Consider the following 23,412-nt stretch of genomic DNA (forward strand, 5'->3'; position numbering starts at 1 on the left):
TTCCTCGAAGAGTGGTGCGTCAGTGCGCGGACTCGCCGTGCTCCTCGGCGTCCTTGGCCCGCTGGTACGAGGCGCGGATCTCCGCCTCGGCCTCGACCCGACCGACCCAGGTGGCGCCCTCGACCGACTTGCCCGGCTCCAGGTCCTTGTAGACCTCGAAGAAGTGCTGGATCTCCAGCCGGTCGAACTCGCCCAGGTGGTGGATGTCGCGCAGGTGCTCCTGACGGGGGTCCTCGTAGGGCACGCAGAGGACCTTGTCGTCGCCGCCCTTCTCATCGGTCATCCGGAACATGCCGATGGTGCGGCACCGGATCAGGCAGCCGGGGAAGGTCGGCTCGGGGACGAGCACCAGCGCGTCCAGCGGGTCGCCGTCCTCGCCGAGGGTGCCCTCGATGAAGCCGTAGTCGGCCGGGTACTGGGTCGACGTGAAGAGGGTGCGGTCCAGCCGGATGCGGCCGGTCACGTGGTCCACCTCGTACTTGTTTCGGTGACCCTTGGGGATCTCAACCGTGACGTCGAAATCCATTTCCCACGCTCCCTCGTCTGCCCACGCTGGCTGAACGGAACCATAGCGCCCCCCGGACGGGTGAAAGGCCACCCCTCGGCTCCGGACGCCGCATAGTCTTCGGACCGAAGTAGTGTCACCCAGGCGGGTTTCGGCCGCAGGAGGAGGGGGTCGTGGGGAGGGAAGATTCACAATACCGTCCGGGTGGGGTTGACGGGCGCGGATCCGGCGGATCCGCCAGCGGGCGGGTTCCGGTGCCCGACGCCAACGTGCCCCGCCACCCCGGGCCCCCGCCGTCCCCCGCGTCGAGCCCGGCGGAGCGCCAGCCACCCCCGGCGTGGCGTCCGCCCGGCGCGCCTGCCTCGTCCGGTTCCGACCCCGCTCGTCCGGAATCCGGCACCGCACCCCGTCCGAACCCGCAGTGGGGCGCCCCGGTCGACGCCACCGCGCCCGTGTCGTCGCCGACCGGCGCCATCCCGGTCTCCCCGCCACCGGCCGGGGCCAATCCGCACCCGCCGGCGCCCGTCGCGCCGCCCCGCCGTCGTCGTCGGTGGCCCGCGCTGCTGGTCGTCCTGGTGCTGGTCGCCCTGGCCGGGGCCGCCTTCGTGGTCCGCCCCGGACCGGTCGCCGGCTGGCTGGGCGACGGGCGGCCCGCCCCCGCGGCCTCCGCGCGGGCGCCGGAACCCGACCCGTCCCCGGTGCTCGCCGGCCCCGACGCCGGTGCGCCCGAACCGACCCCCGACGGCGTACGCGCCGCGGTCGAGCCGCTGCTGAGCGCGCCCGAGCTCGGCACCCGGGTCAACCTGTCGGTGGTCGACGTGACGAGCGGGAACTCCCTCTACGCCCGCGGTGGCGACGACGGCACCACGCCCGCCTCGGTGACCAAGCTGGTGACCGGGGTGACCGTGCTGGCGGCCCGGGGCCCCGGCCACCGGATCCCGACCCGCGCGGTGGCCGGCGCGAACCCCGGCGAGGTGGTGCTCGTCGGCGGCGGCGACCCCACCCTGGCGATCGACGGGAAGGGCTTCTACCCGGGTGCGGCCCGCCTGGACGACCTGGCGAAACAGGTCAAGCAGGCGCTCGGTGGGACGGCGCCGACGAAGGTGGTCGTCGACTCCACGCTCTTCCCCGGCCCCGTCCACGGCCCGGGCTGGGACGAGGACATCCCGACCGAGGGGTTCGGCGCCTCGATCAGCGCGTTGATGACCGACGGAGCGCGGCGGGACCCGGTGTCGGCCCGGAAGAACTTCGACGACACCCACGGTGCGGCGGCACGCGACCCGCGGCCGGACCTGGCCGCCGGCCGGTCCTTCGCCCGGCTGCTCGGCCTCTCCACGACCGACGTGGCCAAGGGCTCGGCCCCGGCGGCCGGCGGCAACCCGGCGGCCGGCGCCCCGGCCCCCGGCACCGAGCTGGGCAAGGTCGAGTCGCTGCCGATGATCCGCCTGGTCGACATCATGATCAGCGACAGTGACAACGTGGTCGCCGAGGCGCTGGCCCGGCAGGTCGCGCTGGCCCGCAACCAGCCGGGCTCCTTCGCCGGTGGCGCGGCGGCGATGGACGCGGTCGTAGCCGAGCTGGGCCTGCCGGCCGACGAGATCAGCCTCGCCGACGGCAGCGGCCTGTCCCGCACCAACCGGATCAGCCCCTCCCTGCTCACCGACCTGATCGCGCTGGCCGGCAACGGCAGCCGTCCGGAGCTGGCGGCCGTCTTCGGCGGCCTGCCCGTCGGCGGCTGGTCCGGCACCCTGAAGGAGCGGTACCAGGTGGCGGCGACCTCCGCCGGGGCCGGCGTGGTGCGGGCCAAGACCGGGACGCTGACCGGGGTGCAGGCCATCTCCGGGCTGGTCACCACCGCCGACGGCCGGCTGCTCGCCTTCGCCGTGCTCACCGACCAGGCACCGGCCGGCGACCCGGACGTCCCCCGCCGGGCCCTGGACCGGATCACCGGCGCCCTGGCCGCCTGCGGCTGCCGCTGACCCCGTTCGCCGCGCACGCCCCCGGCCGGGGTGTCGCGGCGCGGGTACGGTGGGTGCATGGCGCAGTTCGTGGACTGGGATCTGGCCGCCGCCACCGCGGGGGCGCTGAGCAAGTCGGGCCCCCGGGTGTCGTACGCGGAGGCCACCGAGGTGGTCGGCGACCTGCGGCGGCTCACCGACGAGGCGGCCGGGCACGTGGCCGACTACACCGGGCTGCGCTCCCAGGTCAGCCATCCGCCGGTGCGGGTGGTGGACCGGCGGGACTGGGCGGCCACCAACATCGCCGGGCTGCGCGAGGTGATCACCCCGCTGGTCGACCGGCTCTCCGGCAACCGCCGGCCCGGCCCGCTCACCGAGGCGATCGGCTCCCGGCTGACCGGGGTGCAGGCCGGCACCGTGCTGGCCTACCTGAGCGGCCGGGTCCTCGGCCAGTACGAGGTCTTCTCCGGCGACCCCGGCCAACTGCTGCTCGTCGCCCCGAACATCGTCGAGGTGGAGCGGAAGCTCGGCGCGGACCCGCGTGACTTCCGGCTCTGGGTCTGCCTGCACGAGGTCACCCACCGCACGCAGTTCACCGCCGTGCCGTGGATGCGGGCGTACTTCCTCGGCGAGGTGCAGGCCTTCGTGGACGCCTCGCAGAGCAGCGAGCACCTCGTCGAGCGGCTGCGCCGCGGGGTGGCCACCCTCTCCGACGCGGTCAAGGACCCGGAGAGCCGCACCAGCGTGCTGGACATCGTGCAGACCCCGGGGCAGCGGGCCGTGCTGGACCGGCTCACCGCGCTGATGACCCTGCTGGAGGGGCACGCCGAGTTCGTCATGGACGGGGTCGGCCCGCAGGTCATCCCGAGCGTCGAGCGGATCCGGGCCGGGTTCAACCGGCGCCGCGAGTCGGGCAACCCGCTGGAGAAGGCGATCCGCCGGCTGCTCGGCGTGGACGTCAAGATGCGCCAGTACGCCGAGGGCCGCAAGTTCGTGCACGGCGTCGTCGAGCGGGTCGGCATGGACGGCTTCAACAAGATCTTCGGTTCGCCGCTGACCCTGCCCCGGCTGGAGGAGCTGGGCGACCCGGACGCCTGGGTGGCCCGGGTGCACGGTCCCGCCGCGGCCACCCCGACGGCCGGCTGACCGGACGCCCGTGGCCGCGCTCGCCCCGCCGGTCGCCGCGACCCGGGTCGCGGTCCGCCGCGCGCTGGCCGGTCTGCCCGGCGCCGGGCCGGTGCTGGTGGCCTGCTCGGGCGGGGCGGACTCGCTGGCCCTCGCCGCCGCCACCGCCTTCGTGGCGCCCCGGTTGGGTCGCGCCGCCGGCCTGGTGACCGTCGACCACGGCCTGCAACCCGGCTCCGCCGAGCGCGCCGCCGCCGTCGCCCGATGGGCGGTCGAGGCCGGCCTGGATCCGGTCGAGTCGGTCCCGGTGACCGTGGCCGGGCGACCGGGCGGCCCGGAGGCGGCCGCCCGCGAGGCCCGCTACGAGGCCTTGACGTCCGCCGCCCGGCGGCACGACGCGGTCGCCCTGCTCGTCGGGCACACCCGCGACGACCAGGCCGAGACGGTCCTGCTGGCGCTGGCCCGGGGGTCCGGCCCGCGGGGGCTGGCCGGGATGCCCGAGCGTCGCGACCTGGCCGGCGTGCCGCTGCTGCGCCCGCTGCTCGACGTCACCCGGGAGCAGACCCGCAAGGCGTGCGCCGCGCTCGGGCTGACCCCGTGGGACGACCCGCACAACGTCGACCCGTCGTACGCCCGGGCGCGGGTGCGCGCCGACGTGCTGCCGGCGCTGGCCCGGGCGCTCGGCCCGGCGGTGCGGGACAACCTCGCCCGGACGGCCCGGCTGGTCGGGGCGGACAGCGCCGCGCTGGACGAACTGGCCGCCGCCGCCCTCGCCGCCGCGCCCGCGGCAGCACCACCCCCGTCCGGGGTGCGGGCGGTCGAGGGTGGGCTGCGGGTGACGGCGCTGGCCGCGCTGCCGGCCGCGGTACGCACCCGGGTGCTGCACGCCTGGGCCCGGGAGCTGGGCGCCTACGGGGCCGCCCTGTCCCACCGGCACGTCGCGGCGCTGGACGCGCTGGTCACCGACTGGCACGGGCAGGGGGCGACCGCCCTGCCGGGCGGAGTGCGGGTGGTCCGCCGGGACGGGCGCCTCGTGCGCCTCGACTGAGGGCCGGAGCCGGCGACCTCGGCGCGCCGACCTGGACGCCCCTGGGGCATCCACCGGCTCCGGCGGACTGCCCGGGAGTCGCCGGAGGCGGTAGACATGGCGGATGGCGTACCCCCGCAAGCCGCTGTTCGCCCCGAACGGCGCCGTCGCGACCAGCCAGCCGCTCGCGGCGGCCGCGGGCCTGGCCGTGCTGCGGCGCGGCGGCAACGCCGTCGACGCCGCGCTGGCCACGGCGGTCGCGCTGACCGTGCTCCAGCCGCCCTCGAACGACATCGGCGGTGACCTCTTCGCGATCGTCTGGGACGGCGAGCGGCTGCACGGGTTGACCGCCGCCGGCCGGTCGCCGGCGGCGCTCACCCGGGAGATGGTGCTGGCCGCCACCGGGCGCCGGGCGGCCGAGCCGGTGGCGGCGCTCGGCGGCGCCCAGGCGCGCGGGCCGGCGATGCCGGCCCGGGGCTGGCTGCCGGTGACCGTGCCGGGGGCTCCGGCCGGGTGGCGGGACCTGCACGACCGGTTCGGCTCGCTGCCCTTCGCCGACCTCTTCACCGACGCGATCGGCTACGCCGAGCACGGCCACCCGGTCTCCACCGGCACGGCGACCGGCTGGGCCCGCGCGGTGGCCGGCCACGCCGGCCTGGTCGGTGCGGAGTTCGCCGAGTTCGAACGGGTCTTCACCGTGGGCGGGCGGGCCCCCCGCCCCGGTGAGCGCTGGCGCAACCCGGACGCGGCCCGGACGCTGCGTCGCATCGCCGAGACCGGCGCGGACGACTTCTACCGGGGCCGGATCGCCGAGGCGCTCGACGCGCACGCCGCCCGGACCGGGGGCCTGATCAGCGGCGACGACCTGGCCCGGCACACCTCCACCTGGGTCGACCCGGTCAGCGCCCGGTACCGGGGGCACGAGGTGTGGGAGCTGCCGCCGCCCGGGCAGGGGATCGCCGCGCTGCTCGCGCTGAACATCCTGGACGGGTGGGACCCGGCCGGCGCCGACCCGGTGGAGCGGCTGCACCGGCAGGTCGAGGCGGTGAAGCTCGGCTTCGCCGACGCGCACGCCCACGTCGCCGACCCGGAGCGGGCGCCGGTGCCGACCGCCGCCCTGCTCGACCCGGCGTACGCGGCGGCCCGGCGGGCCCTGCTGACCGAACGGGCCGGTGAGCCGGTGGCCGGCGACCCGGAGCGGGGCGGCACGGTCCACCTCTGCACCGCCGACGCGGGCGGGATGATGGTCAGCCTGATCCAGTCCACCTACCTGGCGTTCGGCTCGCACGTGGTGCTGCCCGGCCACGGCTTCGCCCTGCAGAACCGGGGCACCGGCTTCCGGCTCGACCCGGACCACCCCAACGTGGTGGGTCCGGCGAAGCGCCCGTTCCACACCATCATCCCGGGCTTCCTGACCCGCGACGGCGCACCGGTCGGGCCGTTCGGGGTGATGGGTGGGCACATGCAGCCGCAGGGGCACGTGCAGCTGCTCGCCGGGACGCTCGACGCGGGCCTCGACCCGCAGGCCGCGCTGGACGCTCCCCGCTGGTACTGGCACGCCGGCCGCACCCTGCTCGTCGAGCCGGAGCTGGCGGCGCGGCCCGGCCTGGTCGCGGGGTTGCGCGCCCGGGGGCACGAGGTCGCCGTCGCCGCCGAGCCCTCCGTGTTCGGCTACGGGCAGGCGCTCTGGCGCGGCGCCGCCGGCTGGGTCGGGGGTTCCGAGTCCCGGATCGACGGTGCTGCTGTCGGCTACTGACGCCGGTCCGGCTCAGCTGGCGGGCACGCGGTCGTGGAAGGTGGTCCGGTAGGCGTGCGGGGTGGTGCCGACCCGGCGGGTGAAGTGGTGGCGCAGCACGGCGGCGTCACCGAAGCCGGCCCGGTCGGCGACCGTGTCCACGCTGAGCCGGGTCTCCTCCAGCAACCGGCGGGCCAGCAGCACCCGCTGGTTGGTCAGCCAGTCGTGCGGGGTGGTGCCGGTCTCGGCGCGGAACCGGCGGGCGAAGGTACGCGCCGACATGCCGGCCCGGGCGGCCAGTTCGTCCACCGTGGTCGGCCGGTCCAGGTGCCCCATCAGCCACTCCAGCACCGGCTCCAGGGTGGGCGCCTCGGGCGCCTTCGGGATGGGGGCCTCGACGTACTGGGACTGTCCACCGTCGCGGTGCGGGGGGACCACCATCCGGCGGGCCAGCCGGGTGGCCGTGGCGGAGCCGTGGGCCTGGCGGACCAGGTGCAGGCTGGCGTCGATGCCGGCGGCGGTGCCGGCGCTGGTGAGCAGCCGCCCGTCCTGGACGTAGAGCGAGTTGCACCGGACCCGAGCGGCGGGGTGCCGGCGTTGCAGCTCGTCGACGTACCGCCAGTGGGTGGTGCACTCCCGGCCGTCGAGGAGGCCGGCCTCGCCCAGGATGAACGCCCCCGAGCAGACGCTGAAGAGGTACGCCCCCCGCTCGGCGGCGCGGCGCAGCGCGTCGAGCACGCAGGCCGGGGTGGCGCCGCTGCTCTGGTGGGCGGGGACGGCGACGAGGTCCGCCTCCTCGAGCGGGGCGAGGTCGGCGTGCGGAGCCAGGTCGAAACCCGAGGAGGTCCGCACCGGGCGACCGTCGGGGCTGCACACCTGGAAGCGGTAGGCGGGGAACCCGTCGTCCGTCCGGTCGGTGCCGAAGACCTCGGCGAGCACGCCGAGCTCGAAGGGGGCGACCTGGTCCAGCGCGAGGACGGCGACCGAGCGGAGCATGTGACGAGGGTAACCGCATCGGTGGCAGGAAATCGATGGGTGGTGGCATTCCTGCCACTGTCCGGTGTGGGGTGGTCCGCGCAGACTGGGTGCAGTCCGGTGCGCACCGGCGGCGAAACCGACATCAACTACGCGAAAGCGAGCGCCGCCATGGGAATCCTGCTGCTCCTGCTCCTGCTCGTCGTCCTGGCCGTGGCGTCGGCCGCCGGCCTCACCGCCGACACCCGCGACTCGGCCGACTGGAAGCCCTCCGACCAGGGCCGCCGCTGGCAGTCCGGCACCTGCTGAGGTGATTGGTCCGGGATTGCCGAAAAAATCCCTGGCGGGACCGCGCCAAAAGGGGCGGCCCCGCCGACGGGGGCGGGTCGGCGTACGGCAGGCTAGGAGTCATGGCTGACGGCTCCTGGTACGACGCCGACATCGATCACGTGATCATCTCCGAGGCGCAGATCCGCGAGAAGACCGCGGAACTCGCCAAGCAGGTCTCGGCGGACTACGCCGGAGTCGAGGACGGGCTCCTGCTGGTCTGCGTGCTCAAGGGCGCGGTCATGTTCATGGCCGACTTCGCCCGGGCGCTGGGACGGCACGGCCCGCCGGCCGAGCTGGACTTCATGGCCATCTCCTCGTACGGCCAGGGCACCACCTCCTCCGGCGTGGTCCGCATCCTCAAGGACCTGGACCGGGACATCGCCGGCCGGCACGTGGTCGTCGTCGAGGACATCGTCGACTCCGGCCTGACGCTCTCCTGGCTGCTGCGTTACCTGGAGTCCCGCTCCGCGGCCAGCGTCGAGGTGGTCGCGCTGTTCCGCAAGCCGGACGCGGTGAAGGTCCCGGTGCCGGTGAAGTACGTCGGCTTCGACATCCCGACCGAGTTCGTGGTCGGCTACGGCCTCGACTTCGGCGAGCGCTACCGCGAGCTGCCCTACGTCGGCGTGCTCAAGCCCGAGGTCTACGCCCGCGCCTGAGCCGCCCGTCCGGGCCGCGGTCACACCACCCGGCCCGGATCCGCGGTCCGCTCGTATCGGAGTCCATCGAGCGGACGTTCAGCGGGCTCTCAGCGATTCCGACTACGGTAGGTGTCGGTGGCGTGGAGTGATCTCCGCTCCCGGCCCCTCGACCCGCGTGACCGGGCGGTCGGGGCGGCCGGTCCGCGGCTCTCCGCCACGCCGGCTGAAACCCTGGTTCGCCGTACGCGTAAGTGCCGGGCTCGGAAGCTCACATCTGGCACCTACGGTGTACCGTCGAATGACCGCGGCGCGGCAGTTCGCGCGCCCCGGGGTCGAGGCCGGCCCGCACGGCGGCTCCGGCGCCGCCGAGGCGGCGACACCATTCAGACGGTCAGGACGTCGATCAGGAGGATGCGGGCGCCCCGGCGCTCGACAACAGTATGGAACGTACGCGTTTCTTCCGCCGACCGGTGGTCTGGATCATCCTGGTCATCCTCGGCGCCGTTGTGCTCAGTCAGCTGTTCACCGCTGGTCCCAGCTACCACCGCGTGGACACTTCCATTGCGCTCGACCACCTCAACACCGGCGAGCCCAAAATCGACAAGGTCGTCTTCCAGGACAAGGAACAGACGATCCAGCTCAACCTGTCGCAGAAGGTCAAGTTCGGTGACACCACCACCGACAAGATCGAGGCCCAGTTCCCGTACGAGGTCGGCGACGAGGTCTGGAACGAGGTCCTGGAGGCCAAGGCGAACAACCGGGTCACCGGCCCGGCCGACGCCAAGGTGTCCTCGGACAGCATCTGGGTGAGCCTGCTGGTCAACCTGCTCCCGATCGTCCTGCTGGTGCTCCTGCTGCTCTTCTTCATGTCGCAGATGCAGGGCGGCGGCTCCCGGGTGCTCAACTTCGGCAAGTCCAAGGCGAAGATGATCACCAAGGACACCCCGAAGACCACGTTCGCGGACGTGGCCGGGGCCGAGGAGGCCGTCGAGGAGCTGCACGAGATCAAGGACTTCCTGCAGAACCCGGCGAAGTACCAGGCCCTGGGCGCCAAGATCCCGAAGGGCGTGCTGCTCTTCGGTCCGCCCGGTACCGGTAAGACGCTGCTGGCCCGCGCCGTCGCCGGCGAGGCCGGGGTGCCGTTCTACTCGATCTCCGGTTCCGACTTCGTGGAGATGTTCGTCGGCGTCGGCGCCAGCCGGGTCCGCGACCTCTTCGAGCAGGCCAAGGCGAACGCCCCGGCGATCGTCTTCGTCGACGAGATCGACGCCGTCGGCCGGCACCGTGGCGCCGGCATGGGCGGCGGCCACGACGAGCGCGAGCAGACCCTCAACCAGCTGCTCGTCGAGATGGACGGCTTTGACACCAAGGGCGGCGTCATCCTGATCGCCGCCACCAACCGGCCGGACATCCTCGACCCGGCGCTGCTGCGCCCGGGCCGCTTCGACCGGCAGATCCCGGTCGACGCCCCCGACATGGAGGGCCGCAAGGCGATCCTGCGGGTCCACGCCAAGGGCAAGCCGTTCACCCCCGACGTCGACCTCGACTCGGTGGCCCGGCGCACCCCGGGCTTCAGCGGCGCCGACCTGGCCAACGTGATCAACGAGTCGGCCCTGCTCACCGCCCGCAAGGACCAGCGGGCGATCACCAACGACTCCCTGGAGGAGTCGATCGACCGGGTGATCGCCGGTCCGCAGCGCCGGACCCGGGTGATGAGCGACCAGGAAAAGAAGATCACCGCGTACCACGAGGGTGGCCACGCGCTGGTCGCCTGGGCGCTGCCGCACGCCGCGCCGGTGCACAAGGTGACGATCCTGTCCCGTGGCCGCTCGCTGGGCCACACCCTGGTCCTGCCGACCGAGGACAAGTACACCCAGACCCGCGCCGAGATGGTCGACACCCTGGCGTACGCGCTGGGTGGCCGGGCCGCCGAGGAGCTGGTCTTCCACGAGCCGACCACCGGGGCCGGCAACGACATCGAGAAGGCCACCCAGCTGGCCCGCGCGATGATCACGCAGTACGGCATGAGCTCCAAGCTCGGTGCGATCAAGTACGGCACCAGCGGCGACGAGCCGTTCCTCGGCCGCAACATGGGCCACGAGCGGGACTACTCCGACGCGGTGGCCGCCGAGATCGACGGCGAGATGCGGGCCCTGATCGAGCTGGCCCACGACGAGGCCTGGGAGATCCTGGTGGAATACCGGGACGTCCTGGACAACATCGTCCTGGAGCTGATGGAGAAGGAAACCCTCTCCACCGCCGACATGGCCCGGATCTGCGCCCGGGTAGCGAAGCGCCCGCCGATGGCCCCCTACCACGGCTTCGGCAAGCGTCAGCCCTCCACCGAGCCCCCGGTGCTCACCCCGGCCGAGAAGGACAAGCTCAAGGCGCAGGCCCAGGCCGACGGCGCGGTCGTCGGCGGCTCGAACAACTCGGACGGTACGCACTGAACACGGACGCCGCGGCCAGCCCCGACCACTCGGGGCTGGCCGCCTCGTCGACCGAGCCCGACGGCGACGAGGCCCTCGACTACGTGGCCGCTCGGCTGATCAGCGGCAAGCTCACCGGCCGTCCCGTCGAGGAGACGATGGACCTCGGCCGGATCGAGCGGGCCGTCCGGGAGATCCTCATCGCGGTCGGGGAGGACCCCGACCGCGACGGCCTCCAGCAGACCCCGGCCCGGGTCGCCCGCGCCTACGTCGAACTCTTCGCCGGCCTCCGGGTCGACCCGGCCCAGGTGCTCAGCACCACCTTCGAGGCCAACCACGAGGAGCTCGTCCTCGTCCGCGACATCGACGTGATGAGCCTCTGCGAGCACCACCTGCTGCCGTTCCGGGGCAGCGCCCACATCGGCTACATCCCCGGCCCCGACGGCCGGATCACCGGGCTGTCCAAACTGGCCCGGCTGGTCGAGGTCTTCGCCCGCCGGCCGCAGGTCCAGGAACGGCTCACCTCGCAGATCGCCGACCTGCTGATGAACAAGCTGGCGCCGCGCGGCGTGGTCGTGGTGCTGGACTGCGAGCACATGTGCATGGCGATGCGCGGCATCCAGAAGAGCGGCGCCAAGACCATCACCTCGGCGGTACGCGGCACCCTCCAGCACGACGCCAAGTCCCGCGCCGAGGCGATGGCCCTCATCATCCCCCGCTGACGGCGGAGGGGTCGGCGGCTCAGCCGGCCAGCAGCGCCAGCATGATCCCGGCCGCCACCAGCACCGCCGGGACCAGGCAGACCAGCGCCCCCAGCCGGGGCGTCCGGTCCAACCGCACGCCCGACTCCGGCGGGAACAGTCGGCCCACGCCCACCCAGCCGACCGCGAACGCGACCGCCGGCATCGGCAACCCGACCACCAGCGCGACGGCACTGGCCACCCCCACGCCGGTGACCAGGAAGACGACCAGCTGGAGCACCGGCACCACCAGCGCCAGCGGCCCGTACAGCAGCACGTTGCGCACCGCCGGCGGCCACGCCGCCGGGCGCAGCGGACCGCGCGCCACCAGCGCCGCGTCGGCGGCGTCCGCCCAGCCCCGGGCCGCGCGCAGCGCCGCCAGGACCGCCGCCGGACCACCCACCATCGACCGGGCCGCCTCGGTCACCTCCGGCGGCGTCGGGGCCAGCGAGATCGCGGGTACGCCCAGCTCCCGCAGCCGGGCCTGCTGCGGCGCCAGCCGGGCGTGCACCCCGGCGAGCTCCTCGCGGGCCGCCTCCACCGCCCGGGCCTGCTCGGCGGCGGCGGTCGCCGCACCCCGGCGTACCCCGTCCAGCTGCCGGGCGGCGGCCACGTAGTCGGTCCAGGCGGCGGCGACCGGCTCGTCGCCGCCCCGCGGCCGGACCGTCGGCACCGTGGACACGTCGTCGAGGCTCATGTGACCACCACCTCCTCGTCGGCGAACGGCACCAGCACCACGCCCCGCTCGCCCGGAGCGTCCCAGAGCACCGCGCGGCCCGGCCGGGGGCGCCACTGCACCGCGCGCCCGAAGAGCGGGGCGAGCTGGGCGGCCGGCACGTTCACGACCGCGACCGCGGCGAGCTTGTCGACCTCACCGTCGGGTTCGGTCAACGCAGCGAACGGCGGCACCGTACGCCACCAGCCCAGCAGGTGCGTCCCGGCCGGCGGACCCTCGCGCAGCAGCGTGCGCAGCCGCTCGACCGGCAGCTCACCCGGCGTCGGCACGTCCACCCCGAACACCACCAGGTACGCCGGCCCGCCGTCGTCCAGCGCCGCCAGTAGACCCGTACCGTCCACCATCTCCACCCGCTGCCGCCCGGCCAGCTCCGCCGCCAGCGCGGCGGCCAGGGGCGCGGACCCGTCGGCCAGCGGCGCGAGCACGAACCGGGCGGTGCCCGGCGGGTGGTGCGCGGCGGTGCTCCGGGCGGCCGTGACCAGCAGCCGGGCGGCCTCCTCGCCGGGACCCAGGACGGCGAGGTTGCGGCCCGCCACCGGGCCGAACGGAACGGCGACCGTCGTCCGGGAGACGTCCACGGCCCGGCCGAGCAGGGCGGCCGGCCCGCCCCCGCGCCCGGCCAGCGCCGCCCGCAGCCGGGGATCGTTGCGCAGCAGCGGGCGCGCCCAGCCGGCGAAGACCACCGGTGGCGCCGCCCCCTCCGGGCGGGCCTCGAAGAGCCGGCGGCGCAGCCGCTCCACCGTGCCCGGGTCGTCGTGCGGATCGGGGAAGCGGACCAGCCGTTCGTGGCCACGGGTGGCACCGCGCGGCCCGCCGAGCCCGCCGGCGGTGTTCACCACCGCGGAACCCACCGCCAGCCCGGCCGCCGCGTCGTTGGTCGGCATGAGCACCGCGCCGCCGCCGGAGAGCGCCACCCGCACCGGAAACTGGCCCAGCACCGAGTCACGGGGGGCCGGCCCGGCGCCGATGCCCAGGTCGCCCGCGCCGGCCAGGACCAGATGGACACCCCACGCCCGCCCGGCGCGGGCCAGCCCGTCCAACCGGGCCAGCACCTCGGCGGCGACCGGATCACGATCGGCCAGCAGCAACGGGAAATTGTCGAGCACACAGACGATCCGGGGCAGCCGCTGGTGCTGCCGCAGCTGCGCGAAGCGCTGCCCGCCGGCCCGGGCGCCGGCCTCCTCCCGGCGGCGGGTCTCCGCCTCCAGCTCGTCGAAGAGATCCCGCACGTACTCCGGATCCGCAGCCATCGCGGCGGCCCGGACCTGCGGTACCCAGGAACGGTCCCGCTCCGTCTGGAGGAACTCCACGAAGGACTCGCCGGCACCCAGGTCCACCAGGTGCAGGATCAGCTCGTCCGGGCCGTACCGGGCGGTGAGGCCGAGCAGCGCGGTGGTGAGGAAGGCGGCCCGGCCGGCGTCCGAGCGGCCGCTGACCAGCCAGTGCGGGGTCAACTCGGTGAAACCGACCGTCACCGGGCGGCCGTTGGCGTCCCCGACCGGGGTGGAGAGCCCGTCGGCGGAGTTCGTCACCCACAGGGCGTCGTCGGGCGGCGGCAGCAGCTCGGCCATGCCCAGCCGGGAACCCGCCTCCACCTGCTCGGCCAGCCGGCGGCAGACCGCCCCGATCAGCTCCGCGCCCGGGTCGTCGTCGACGAAGACCGGGGAATTCAGGCCGCCCGGCGAGTCCACGCCCGGCCCGCTGAGCGGGCTGCCCGGCGGATCACCGAGCAGCGCGTACGCGGTGCGCAGCTCCACCGGGGTCGCCCGGGGCAGCGGCGGCCGGGCGGCGTACGGGCCGGGTGGGGGCCAGCCGGCCACCACCAGGTGCAGGCCGGCCGCCGGGCCCTGCTCGGCCAGCGCCTCGATCCGCTCCAGGTCGCTCGACGCGGTCGGCTCGGGCAGGCCGGCGATCACCAGAAGCAGCGCCCGGTCGTGCCGGCGCGGCCGGCCGGTCCCCGGCGAAACCCACTGCTCGGCCTCGGTCAGCACCGCCCGCAGCCCGGCCACGTCGACCGCCGGGGGCGGCAGCAGACCCGCGTCGGCCAGCGCCGCGAAGGGCGCGAAGACCTCGCCCGTGCCCGCGCCGTCCACCGCACGGATCAGCAGGCAGCCGGCCGGCGTCGCGGCGAGCAGCCGCAACAGTACGGCCCGGAGCAGCCCCGCCGCGCGTGGCTCCCGCGCGTCCACGTCGAGCGTCAGGTGCCCGGCGGCGAGCAGCGGAACGAGCGCGGGAAAGCGGGCGTCGTCCAGCGGTGCCGCCGTGCCGATCCGGACGAAGGGCGGTGTCGCCTCGCCCGCCGGGGTGTCCGCCCGCAACGTCTCCAGCGGCGCCCCGGCCCAACCCGGTGCGAGCTGCGCGGCGGCGGTGCGGAGCCGGTCCGCCAGCTCGTACTGCCGGCGCTGGTCGGCGGGGGCGGGGCGGGTCTCGTCGAGCACGCCCGCCGCGGCGGCGGCGGTGGCGGCGGCGCGCCGGTGCAGGGCTGCGGCGCGGTTGGTGCGAACCTTCGGACCGGCCACCGCGTCCACCCCCTCTTTCCGAGGTTGGAAACCTCCCCGGGTGCAGACGGTATCCCAGGACCGACCGCTCACCCCGCAAGCGCTGCGGCGGTGCGCCGGGCTTGTCGCAAATGCGGACGCACTCTCACCTGCCGGGTTCGTCCTGTCACGATCCGCAGCATCTGGGGCATTGGGTACGAGGCGCTCAGCCGATAGCCTCAGGGGGTGGAATCAGTGCAGCCCCCCGCCGGTTCCCAGGTGTCCCGCGTACCGGCGCAACGGACCCCACCCGACCAGTTGGCGCCCCCCACCCCCGCCCCGGCGCCGCAGCGGCCGCGCCGCCGGACCCGCACCGTCCTCAGTGTCGTGGCCGGGGTGCTCGCACTGCTCTGCGTGAGTGGGGCGGTGATCGGCTACGTGCTGTACGACCGTGCGACGACACCGGACCGCAGCACTCCGGACGTGGTGGTCGCCAGTTACATCCAAGCGTTCCTCGCCGACCGCAACGATACGAGGGCAAGCGAGTTTGCCTGTAAAAGCGGCGCTGATGCCGATGAACTACGGCTCCTTCGCGATGATCTCCTAGCGCGGGAACGCCGCTTCGACACACCGATCTCGATTAGCTGGGAAAACCTCAACCTTCAGCAGCAGGGCGACCGCGCCACGGTCGAAGTCGACCTCATTCTCTCAGCCTTCGTGAACGGGATCTCGCAGAGCGACCGTCAAGGCTGGCGATTCGAGGCACAGCGTCAGGACGGCTGGCGGGTGTGTGCAGTGAGCCGTTCCTGACCGCCCTCACTCAACCCACAGCAGATGCACCGGCACTTCTCGGGTCGTCGGCGGCTGTCCGCGCCAGGCCCAGCGGTACCACTCCAGCTCCGGCGTCACCCGTACGCAGATGTCGCCCTCGGCCCCCGAGTAGGTCTCGGTCACCGCACGCAGGTCCCGGTGTTCCACCGAGTCCTCCACGTGCACCACGCGTCGGCCGCTGACCGAGTCGGCCTCGAAGACGGGCGTTGGTGCGCGATGGGCGGGAGCGTCCAGCGACACCAGCCGGATGCCCGGTTCCCGGGCATTTCCCTCCGGCGCCGGGCGGCCCCCGACCGTCTCCACCCAGACCCGTTCCACCGGGATCAGCGGTGCGAAGACCTCCACCTGGTCAGACTCGGCCCGGTACCACTCGTGTTCCGGGATGACCGGGACGTAGGTGCGGCTGCCCTGTACGACCCGTTCGTCGGCGCGCAGGTCACCCCGCCAGCCGAGGCCGGGCAGCCCGACCAGCACCCGCCGGCCCCGCAGCTCCACCCGTCCGGTGGCGGGCACGATCTCGATCGGACGCGGCGGCAGCGGCGCCCAGTCCGGTTGCCCGGCGAACGGGTCCGGGAGCGGCCCGGTCATCGTCGTGCGGACCTCATGCCGTGCCTTCCAGCGGTGCGCCCCGCTGCCGCATGAACGGCACGGGGTCGGTCGCCCCCTGCCAGCCCCGGTCGCCGTCCAGGTGCACCTCGAAGTGCAGGTGCGGCCCGGAGGAGTTGCCGCTGCTGCCGACCCGCCCGATCACCTCGCCGGCCTTCACCAGCTGGCCGGGGACCACCAGTGGCTTCTCGACCATGTGGCAGTACCGGGTGATGTAACCGCCCGCGTGCAGGATGTCGACGAACCAGCCGCAGCCCCCCTTGCCCGGAAAGCCGTCGACGTCGCAGTCGAGGCGTCCCCGACGGTCGGGGTCGCAGCGGGCGACGAGCACCCGTCCGGTCGAGGCGGCGTGGATCCGGGTGGTCCCCTTCGGGGCGCCGATGTCCACCCCGTTGTGTCGCGGCCGGCTCGCGGTCCGGAACCCGGAGCCCACCCCGCCGGGGATCGGCGCCGTCCAGCCCGAGGCGGCGATCATGGTGGCGGAGGCGCTGTCGCAGACCACCTTGTTGGCGATCCGGACGGTCCGGGCGGCGCCCCCGGCGAGCGCGTTGACGATCTGGCCGGCCAGCTCCTCGTGTTTGGCGTACGCGTCGGGGTAGGCGCTGACCTGTACCTTCTGGGCGGCCCGGGTCAGGGGGAGCCGTTCCCAGCCGTCGATCTCGAGCAGCTTCTCGTAGAACTTGCGGGCGGCGTAGTCGGGGCTCATCCGCTGCGCGACACTGCCCCAGCTGGCCCGTTGCTGGAAGAGTCCGAGTGAGTCGTGGTCCGCGCCGATGCCCTCGTTCGGGATGTCGCGCGACCCGGCGACGGTGCTGTTGGCGAGGTTGCGCAGGCCCGATTCCTGCATGGCCGTGGCCACCGCGACCACCCAGCCGCGGGGAGGCACCTTCATGTACTGGCCGACCTTGATGATGACGGCGGCGTTGCGCAGCTGACTCTTGCCGTAGGCGGACATCCGGGGCATGTCCCCGGTGACCTTGACCTGGTGGTTCAGGCCGCAGTCCTGCGTGGCGGCGACCGTCTTCTCCTCGTCACCCCCCAGGTTGGTGAGGAAGAAGGCGCTGGTGCCCCCTCCGCAGCAGAGCAGAACGAGGGTGGCGGTGAGCGCGACGGCCACGGCGCCGACCCGGAGTCGACGTCGGGGTGGCTGGTCCGCTCCAGAGATCTCAGCAGTCATTCCCGCTCCCAGTCCACCGCGTCCACCAACCAGCGCCCCTCCGGCGCCACGAGTTCCAGGCGCAGCCGGCCGTTCTCCAGCGGCACGAGCACCTCCGTGAACGCCGCCGTCCGTGCCCGGAGCGTCGGCGCTCCGGCCACCTTCGCCACCGGTACGCCCTCCGGGTCGACGCCGGCCAGCTTCTCGGTGAGCGCCGGCGTGGAGAGCGGACGCAGGCTCGCCTGCCACTCGTCCGCGGTGACGCCGGGCCCGCCGAGCCAGGCCGTGGTGAACCGCCCGGCGGTCTGCTCCGGCGTCAGCTCGCCGGTCCTCGTCCGTGGCGACTCCGGCACCGGCGTCGCGATGACCCCGTCGTCCGCCTCGCTGGGATCGACCGTGGTGATGGGTTCCCGCGGTCGGCTGCTCAGCCCACTCGTGGCGTCGACCGGCCCGGCGACCAGGCGGGCCGTCCCGATCACCCCGAAGACCAGCACGGCGATCAGCAGCGCCACCCCGAGCCGGGAGCGGAGAACCCGGGTCACCAGCATCTCGACAGCCCTACGCATCGCCGTCACCGCGCCTCGGAGCGCACCCGCGGGCTGGGCTTCGCGGGTGCCCGTTCGGCCGAGTCGGGACGGTAGACCGCGAAGTTCGGCGCCTCCTCCGGCACGTCCGGCTCCGTCCAGTCGGCCGCCTGGCGGCGCGGGCGTGGCGCGGTGGTGGAGGGCCTCGTCTCGCGCTGCGGCGTCGGCTCCGTCTCGTCGGCGCCGTCGCGACCGTCCGGGCGGTCCGGTGGGGCGGAGGTGCCGGTGGCGGAGTGCGACGGGTCCTCCCGCCGGGCTTCCGGGCGCAGCCGGGACGGCTCCAGCGCCAGCCCTCGCCGTCGGGCGATCGCCGGCTCGGTCGTGCCGCCGGGCTCCACCACGTCGAGCCGGGCGGCGATGCGCATGTCCCGGAAGAAGCGGCGGTGCCACGAGCCGGCCGAACTGACCGCCTCGCTGCTGTCCTTGCCGCCGAGCTGGGTGATCCGGCGGTAGGGACGCAGCAGCAACCAGCCGACCACGCCGCAGAGCCACACGAGCACCACCTGGAGCCAGCCGGCCAGGGTGGGCGTACTCATGATCAGGTCCACCGCGAAGAGGTAGATCGCGGCGCCGGTGCCGAAGATGGCGATGTTGAAGAGCGCGGCCACCACCGCGTTGCCGAGGCGGCGCAGCCCGGCGCTGGCCGGCCGCAGCAGGCCGACCGTGCCGAGGATCGGCGCCGCGATGACCGCCCACCGGAAGATCAGGAAGCCGAGCAGCACCAGCAGTGAGGCGGTCAGGTCGAACATCGCGAAGAGCAGCGCGGCCAGCACCGCGATGAAGCCGGAACCGATCCGGTCCATGTCCCGGGCGCCGGTGAGGTATTCGTACGCCTCTGGGTCCTCCTCCTTGATCTGGCCGGCTACCGTCATCCACTGCTGCTGCTTGGCCTTGATGACCACTCCACGAGTGGCGGGATTGGCGCGGATCGACTGTGCCTCGCCCCAGGAGAGCGACTTTGCGTCATAGAGCGCGGGCCCGTACTTCTTGGCGGTTTCGCTGTCTGCCGACCCGAGCACTCCACGCAGCCAGTTGCGATAGAGCATCGACTCGGTTGCCGTGTCGCTGGCCCGAACGGCCGGTGGCCGCTTGTCGACGCAGGCATCGGGATTCGGAAGCACGCACTTGTCGGCCGGAATGTCCCGCGAAGCGGGCCCTACCGCGTCGTGCACGACGCCAAGGGTGGTGATGAGCGTGCCGTCGGCGATGTTGGCGGACTTGACGGGCCAGGCGGCCAGTGCGGTCACCGCGACCATGACCAGCAGCGCCCAGCCCGCCGTGGTCATCGCGTTGCTCATGTCCGACTGGCGGGAGCGCCAGAGCAGGTAGAGGCCCACCACACAGAGGGTGACGATGCCGAAGACGCTGAACACCTTCTGGTAGACGGCTTTGGTCGACTTCTCCACCAGCGGGTCGGCCCAGCCCCACATCGAGCGCGGGTCCCAGGCCCGTTCACGCAGGGCATTCGAGGCGCCGATGATTGCCGTGGCAAACATGAACTCGCCGTTGGCGACCGTGTTGGTGAACTTGTAGTCCGGATGCAGCACCGTAGAGGCGCAGCCACCCTCGACGTCATAGGTGTTGAAGCTGTAGCCAGCGTAGCCGTAGTCGCTGTAGAGGCCCTTCGGACCGGGCAACTTGGACGAGTCCGGGCGGGACGCGAACCAACCGGCCAGGCCCGAGTCCGGTGCGGTGGGCACCGGCGGCTTCCGGCAGTCGATTTCCGCCTCACCGACCTGCTTCAACTTGGCGACGCAGGCCCTGAAGTCGGTCTGCCACTCCTTGGTGCTGCACAGCTCAGCCGCCGCCTGTGCCGCCGGAGGCGCCGCGACCGCGGGTGTGGCCCCGACGACCGGCCAGCCGATCGTGGCACCGGCGAGCACGCCGAGCGCGAGGAGGAGCGCCGTGATCCGTGCCCGGGCCCTCGCCATGTCACGCCTCCAGATCAGCCAGGACGGTCGGCAGTTGCCCGGCGGCCTGGGCCACCGCGGCGGGGGTGGTGTCCAGGTGTTCGAGCAGTCCGTCGACGTACGACACGTCCACCCGGACCTTCTGCACCCGGCCGTCGACGTCGCGCATGACGAATTCGCGGAAGCCGAGCCGGGCGGCCGACGTGGCGTCGACCGCGGAGAGGGAGGCGAGGGTGGCCTCGTATCCGTCGTCGACCGGCACCCGGAGCAGCCGCAGCGCCTCGGAGGCGATCTCGGTGTCCTCGGCGATCCGGCCGACGAAGACGGTGGAGACGAGGTTCTGCACGTCGAGGCCGAGGATGTCCTTCGGGTTCTGCGAGGCGACCAGCGCGGCGAGGTTCCACTTGCGGGAGTCGCGGGCGAGTCGGACCAGGAACGACCGACCGGAGCGCCAGCCCTCCATGAAGTGCGCCTCATCCAGGCCGACCAGCTTCCGGGAGGACATCGACCCGCCGTAGCAGCGGCGCACGGCGAGGCGGTGCGCGGTGTGCAGCATCGGCAGCGCGAGCGCCTCCTCGGCGGACCAGTACTCCCGTTCGATCTTGAGGTCGGGCAGCCGCAGGCCGGCCATGGTGATGACGGTGAGCGCCGCGTCGGCTCCGAGCAGCCCCTCCGGCGGACGGCCGAAGAAGAGCATCGCCAACGGCATCTCGGCGGTGTCGAGCAGCAGGTTGGCCAGCTCGCGACCGGCGTCGTCGTCCATGCCCTGAAGGCAGGCGACCACGTCGTCCAGGGTGGAGGTCTCCTCCGCCGGCACCTGGCGTACGGCGTGCCGGAACAGCGTCGCGGTGGACGCCTCCCGGGCCACCTGCGGCGGCACCAGCATCATGCAGATGTCCTGCACCAGCATCCGGCGCTCGGCCCGGGCATTGGAGACCGCGATCTCGAATTCCCGGTCACCGCCCGCGCCCCCGCCGAACTCGCTGCGCAGCGGGGTGGGGATCAGCGAGTACGGGGCGAGGGTCCCCTGTTCCGACCCGGTGAGGTTCAGCACCCGGGCGTACGGCCGCAGTTCGGGCATCGCGCAGAGCCGGGCCAGCGGGCCGGACGGGTCGAGCAGGGTCACCTGGACCCCGCGCCGGGCGGCCAGGTAGCCCAGCGCGCCGAGCAGGGTGGACTTGCCGCCGCCCGGCTCGGCGACGAACACCGCCAGGCCGGAGCGTTCCCGCACCTCCATCGGGAAGTGCAGGTCGAGGAAGACCGGCCGGCGGCAGGTGCCGGCGGTACGGCCGATCAGGTCACCCCGGCGGTCGCCGACGGTCGAGGCGGCCTGCGGCAGCGCGGCGGCGAGCAGCGGCACCGGCATCCGCCGGACGTAGCCGGTGTTGGCGATCGGCTCCCCGGGGATGAACTCGCGGGCCAGCCAGTCCTGGTTCTTCGGGTGCTGGAGCGAGATGCGCAGCTCCCGGCTGTACAGCTGGGTGAGCCGGCGGGCCCGTTCGAGGCACTCCTCGCGGGTCCGGCCGCCCACGGCGATCCGGTGCCAGCCGTGCGCCCGGGCCGAGTCGACCGGCAGCCCGGTGGTCATCTCGTCGCCGATCACCAGCGCCCGCTTCGCCAGCCGCTCCAGCTCGGGCGGGGCGTCGATGCCGTGCTCGGCGTAGTCGAGCTGCTGGGACCGGATCATCCGCAGTCGGTGCTCGAGGTTGCGGAAGGAGTCGCCCGAACCGAGGATGTCCACCCGGGTGGAGATCTCCATCGGCCAGGGCAGCCGCTCGTGGAAGTGCAGCCAGGGCTCGTGCCGTTCGGGGATCTCCAGCGGCTCCATCCGGCCGACGGCGAGCACGGCGACGTGCCGTTCCTCGCCGGTCATCCGGTTGACCAGCTTGACCGTGGAGCCGTACGGGGTGCGGTAGCGCTCCACCTGCTCGGTGAGGGCGAGCAGGTCGCCGCGTTCCCAGCGGCCGTTGGTCACCGGGGAGAGCGTGCCGGGCGGGGCCATGCAGAGCGCGACGGAGCGGTAGAGCAGCCACTCCAGTTCCTGCGCGGTGACCCGGCGGCCGCGCATGCCGAACGCGCCCAGCACCTCGTCGAACTGCTCGACGGTGCGGCTCAGCTTGCGGCGCTCACCGTCGGCGGTGCCCCGGCCGAAGGTGCGCAGCACCCGCTCGGTGAGCGAGTCGCCGAGCGAGCGCCGGGCGAAGGTGACCCCCAGGTAGGTCTGCCCCTCGGCGTGGTTGACGGACATCAGGTGCCGCTGCGCGGCGACCAGGTGGTCGGCCCAACCGGCGGTGCCGGGGACGTCGGGCAGCGGCGAGGCGGTGTGGGCGTCGATGGTGCGGGCCCACTCGTCGGCCGGGAAGGGCCGGGTGGTGCGCCGCAGGTGCAGCCGGAACCCGGCCAGGCCGGCGTACTGCTCGGAGATCGCCGAGAGCAGCGCCTCGCGCTCGGCGTCGGGGCGGAACGCCCACCGCACCTCGGGCAGCCAGTACCAGGCGGTGACGGTGTTGGGGGTGAAGGTGAGGTGGCCCGCGATCTCGGTGATGGCCAGGTCGATCGACGGGTCACGGTCCCCGAATTTGATCTTCGGCGGCTTCACCCGTACGGGCTTGGCGGTGCTCCGCTTGCTGGCGGCGCGCTCGCGCGGCGGCGCCAGTTCCCGGGAGACCCGCTCCGCCGGCTCCTTCGGGCCGGTCTCGGCGAGCTGCCGTCCGGTCGGCTCGACGGTCTCCCGCCGCGCGACGGACTCGGGAATGCCCCGTTCCGCCGGCTCGTGCCAGCTTCGCTCCGTCGGCTGCGGCCAGGCATCCTCCGCCACCTCCGGCCACGCCGGCGCGGGCCGGTCCTGCTCGGCAGGCTCCACAGAGGCCGGCGCGGCGGCCTCCCGCCGGGCGCGCTCGGCGGCCTCCCGCCGGGCCTGTTCGACGGCTTCCCGCCGGGCCCGGTCCGCGGCCTCGCGGGCGGTGCGCGGTTCTCCGACGTCGGTGGTGGTGGCGGGCAACGCGGTGACCCGACGCGGGGTCCGTGGCGGCGGCGTCTCCGCCGACCGTTCGGTGACCAGCTCGGCCTCGCTCGGCGGGCGGAGCGCCGGCAGTCGGTCACCCGACTGGTGCGGGACGCGGGCGCGGGGGGACCGGTCGATGGCGGTGGCGTCGATCCCGGGCGGCGGTTCGACGTCGATCGTGGGCGGCGGCACGGGGGCCGGTACGGCCGAGGCGGGGGGCGCCACCGGCTGGTGCGGGATCTGCGGATGCTCCCGCCCGGTGCCGCGCCGCGGTGACACCGCGGGCGGGGGAGCCGGCCGCGCCGGCACCGGGCCCGGGTGCGCGCCGCCGAAGAGGTCGAGGAACGGGGAGTCGATGTCGGTGCCGTCACCGGCCAGCATCGGCGGGGCCGACGCCGGTTCGGTCGGCGGCACCGGCCTGCCGGGTGCCGGCCGGGGGGCCTGGAACACCCCGACGCCGCCGTGACCGGGGCTGGCGACGAGGGCCGGGTCGTGGATCTCCTCGTCACCCACCTCCTCCGCCGGGTAGTCGAACGACCGCGCACGGTTACCGTGCGGGGCGTTGTGACGTCCGGCCGGGTATCCCGGCGTGGAAGAGCGACTCATTCGACCGCCTCACCCGCGTTGCTCGACTGCCCGATCGGCG

18 protein-coding genes are annotated in these 23,412 nt (G+C 74.0%); 9 read left to right on the forward strand and 9 right to left on the reverse strand.

Annotated elements, in window-relative coordinates; translation table 11 throughout:
* Positions 1 to 19: 19 nt before the first annotated feature.
* Positions 20 to 526, reverse strand: a complete 507-nt coding sequence (locus tag V6U79_RS10300) for an inorganic diphosphatase (protein WP_334521285.1) — start codon at positions 524 to 526, stop codon at positions 20 to 22.
* 539 nt (positions 527 to 1,065) lie between these two features.
* Here V6U79_RS10300 and dacB point away from each other — a divergent pair.
* The 4 genes from dacB (at position 1,066) to V6U79_RS10320 (ending at position 6,371) form a co-directional block, all read left to right on the forward strand.
* The gene (gene dacB / locus V6U79_RS10305; protein WP_442933274.1) at positions 1,066 to 2,484 is read left to right on the forward strand and encodes a D-alanyl-D-alanine carboxypeptidase/D-alanyl-D-alanine endopeptidase; all 1,419 of its coding nucleotides are present in this window, start codon (positions 1,066 to 1,068) and stop codon (positions 2,482 to 2,484) included.
* A gap of 57 nt (positions 2,485 to 2,541) precedes the next feature.
* The gene (locus V6U79_RS10310; protein WP_334521281.1) at positions 2,542 to 3,609 is read left to right on the forward strand and encodes an Rv3626c family coenzyme F420 biosynthesis-associated protein; all 1,068 of its coding nucleotides are present in this window, start codon (positions 2,542 to 2,544) and stop codon (positions 3,607 to 3,609) included.
* A 10-nt stretch (positions 3,610 to 3,619) separates the two neighbouring features.
* The gene (tilS, locus tag V6U79_RS10315; RefSeq protein ID WP_334614456.1) at positions 3,620 to 4,636 is read left to right on the forward strand and encodes a tRNA lysidine(34) synthetase TilS; all 1,017 of its coding nucleotides are present in this window, start codon (positions 3,620 to 3,622) and stop codon (positions 4,634 to 4,636) included.
* Between the two features lie 103 nt (positions 4,637 to 4,739).
* Positions 4,740 to 6,371: a gamma-glutamyltransferase family protein gene (locus tag V6U79_RS10320; RefSeq protein ID WP_334614458.1), complete on the forward strand. Its 1,632-nt coding sequence runs from the start codon at positions 4,740 to 4,742 to the stop codon at positions 6,369 to 6,371.
* A 12-nt stretch (positions 6,372 to 6,383) separates the two neighbouring features.
* On the opposite strand, the gene V6U79_RS10325 is transcribed toward V6U79_RS10320, so the two are convergent.
* Positions 6,384 to 7,346: a GlxA family transcriptional regulator gene (locus tag V6U79_RS10325; protein ID WP_334521273.1), complete on the reverse strand. Its 963-nt coding sequence runs from the start codon at positions 7,344 to 7,346 to the stop codon at positions 6,384 to 6,386.
* 150 nt (positions 7,347 to 7,496) lie between these two features.
* On the opposite strand from V6U79_RS10325, the gene V6U79_RS10330 reads away from it, so the two are divergent.
* The 4 genes from V6U79_RS10330 (at position 7,497) to folE (ending at position 11,444) form a co-directional block, all read left to right on the forward strand.
* Entirely contained in the window at positions 7,497 to 7,634 is a 138-nt protein-coding gene (locus tag V6U79_RS10330; protein ID WP_334521270.1) for a hypothetical protein, read from the forward strand.
* 101 nt (positions 7,635 to 7,735) lie between these two features.
* Positions 7,736 to 8,311: a hypoxanthine phosphoribosyltransferase gene (gene hpt, locus V6U79_RS10335; protein ID WP_334521267.1), complete on the forward strand. Its 576-nt coding sequence runs from the start codon at positions 7,736 to 7,738 to the stop codon at positions 8,309 to 8,311.
* A gap of 422 nt (positions 8,312 to 8,733) precedes the next feature.
* Positions 8,734 to 10,743 carry an ATP-dependent zinc metalloprotease FtsH gene (ftsH, locus tag V6U79_RS10340; protein WP_334521264.1) on the forward strand — a complete coding sequence of 670 codons (2,010 nt, stop codon included), beginning with the start codon at positions 8,734 to 8,736 and terminating at the stop codon, positions 10,741 to 10,743.
* A gap of 35 nt (positions 10,744 to 10,778) precedes the next feature.
* Positions 10,779 to 11,444 (forward strand): GTP cyclohydrolase I FolE, encoded by a 666-nt coding sequence (gene folE / locus V6U79_RS10345; protein WP_334521344.1) that lies wholly within the window; start codon positions 10,779 to 10,781, stop codon positions 11,442 to 11,444.
* A gap of 19 nt (positions 11,445 to 11,463) precedes the next feature.
* Here the strand turns inward: folE and V6U79_RS10350 are convergent, their stop codons facing one another.
* Together V6U79_RS10350 and V6U79_RS10355 are read right to left on the reverse strand one after the other, a co-directional pair.
* Positions 11,464 to 12,159 (reverse strand): hypothetical protein, encoded by a 696-nt coding sequence (locus V6U79_RS10350; RefSeq protein WP_334614459.1) that lies wholly within the window; start codon positions 12,157 to 12,159, stop codon positions 11,464 to 11,466.
* Complete coding sequence (locus V6U79_RS10355; protein ID WP_334614460.1) at positions 12,156 to 14,726, reverse strand: FtsK/SpoIIIE domain-containing protein; 2,571 nt, start codon at positions 14,724 to 14,726, stop codon at positions 12,156 to 12,158. The genes V6U79_RS10350 and V6U79_RS10355 overlap by 4 nt, the downstream gene beginning before the upstream one ends.
* A 204-nt stretch (positions 14,727 to 14,930) precedes the next feature.
* Here V6U79_RS10355 and V6U79_RS10360 point away from each other — a divergent pair, with 204 nt between their 5' ends.
* The gene (locus V6U79_RS10360) at positions 14,931 to 15,485 is read left to right on the forward strand and encodes a hypothetical protein (protein WP_334614594.1); all 555 of its coding nucleotides are present in this window, start codon (positions 14,931 to 14,933) and stop codon (positions 15,483 to 15,485) included.
* Positions 15,486 to 15,491: 6 nt separating this feature from the next.
* On the opposite strand, the gene V6U79_RS10365 is transcribed toward V6U79_RS10360, so the two are convergent.
* From V6U79_RS10365 to V6U79_RS10385, 5 genes are read right to left on the reverse strand one after another with little or no spacing between them, the layout of a single operon-like run.
* Positions 15,492 to 16,094: a hypothetical protein gene (locus tag V6U79_RS10365; protein WP_334614461.1), complete on the reverse strand. Its 603-nt coding sequence runs from the start codon at positions 16,092 to 16,094 to the stop codon at positions 15,492 to 15,494.
* 13 nt (positions 16,095 to 16,107) lie between these two features.
* Positions 16,108 to 17,277, reverse strand: a complete 1,170-nt coding sequence (locus tag V6U79_RS10370) for a M23 family metallopeptidase (protein ID WP_334614595.1) — start codon at positions 17,275 to 17,277, stop codon at positions 16,108 to 16,110.
* An 8-nt stretch (positions 17,278 to 17,285) separates the two neighbouring features.
* Positions 17,286 to 17,843 carry a hypothetical protein gene (locus V6U79_RS10375; protein ID WP_334614462.1) on the reverse strand — a complete coding sequence of 186 codons (558 nt, stop codon included), beginning with the start codon at positions 17,841 to 17,843 and terminating at the stop codon, positions 17,286 to 17,288.
* A complete protein-coding gene (locus tag V6U79_RS10380) occupies positions 17,840 to 19,783 on the reverse strand; it encodes an MFS transporter (protein WP_334614463.1) in 1,944 nt (647 codons plus the stop codon). Before V6U79_RS10380 ends, V6U79_RS10375 begins: the two co-directional genes overlap by 4 nt.
* A gap of 1 nt (position 19,784) precedes the next feature.
* Positions 19,785 to 23,372 carry an ATP-binding protein gene (locus V6U79_RS10385; RefSeq protein WP_334614465.1) on the reverse strand — a complete coding sequence of 1,196 codons (3,588 nt, stop codon included), beginning with the start codon at positions 23,370 to 23,372 and terminating at the stop codon, positions 19,785 to 19,787.
* Between the last annotated feature and the right edge of the window lie 40 nt (positions 23,373 to 23,412).

The organism is Micromonospora psammae (genome assembly GCF_036902725.1).
GTDB lineage: Bacteria > Actinomycetota > Actinomycetes > Mycobacteriales > Micromonosporaceae > Micromonospora.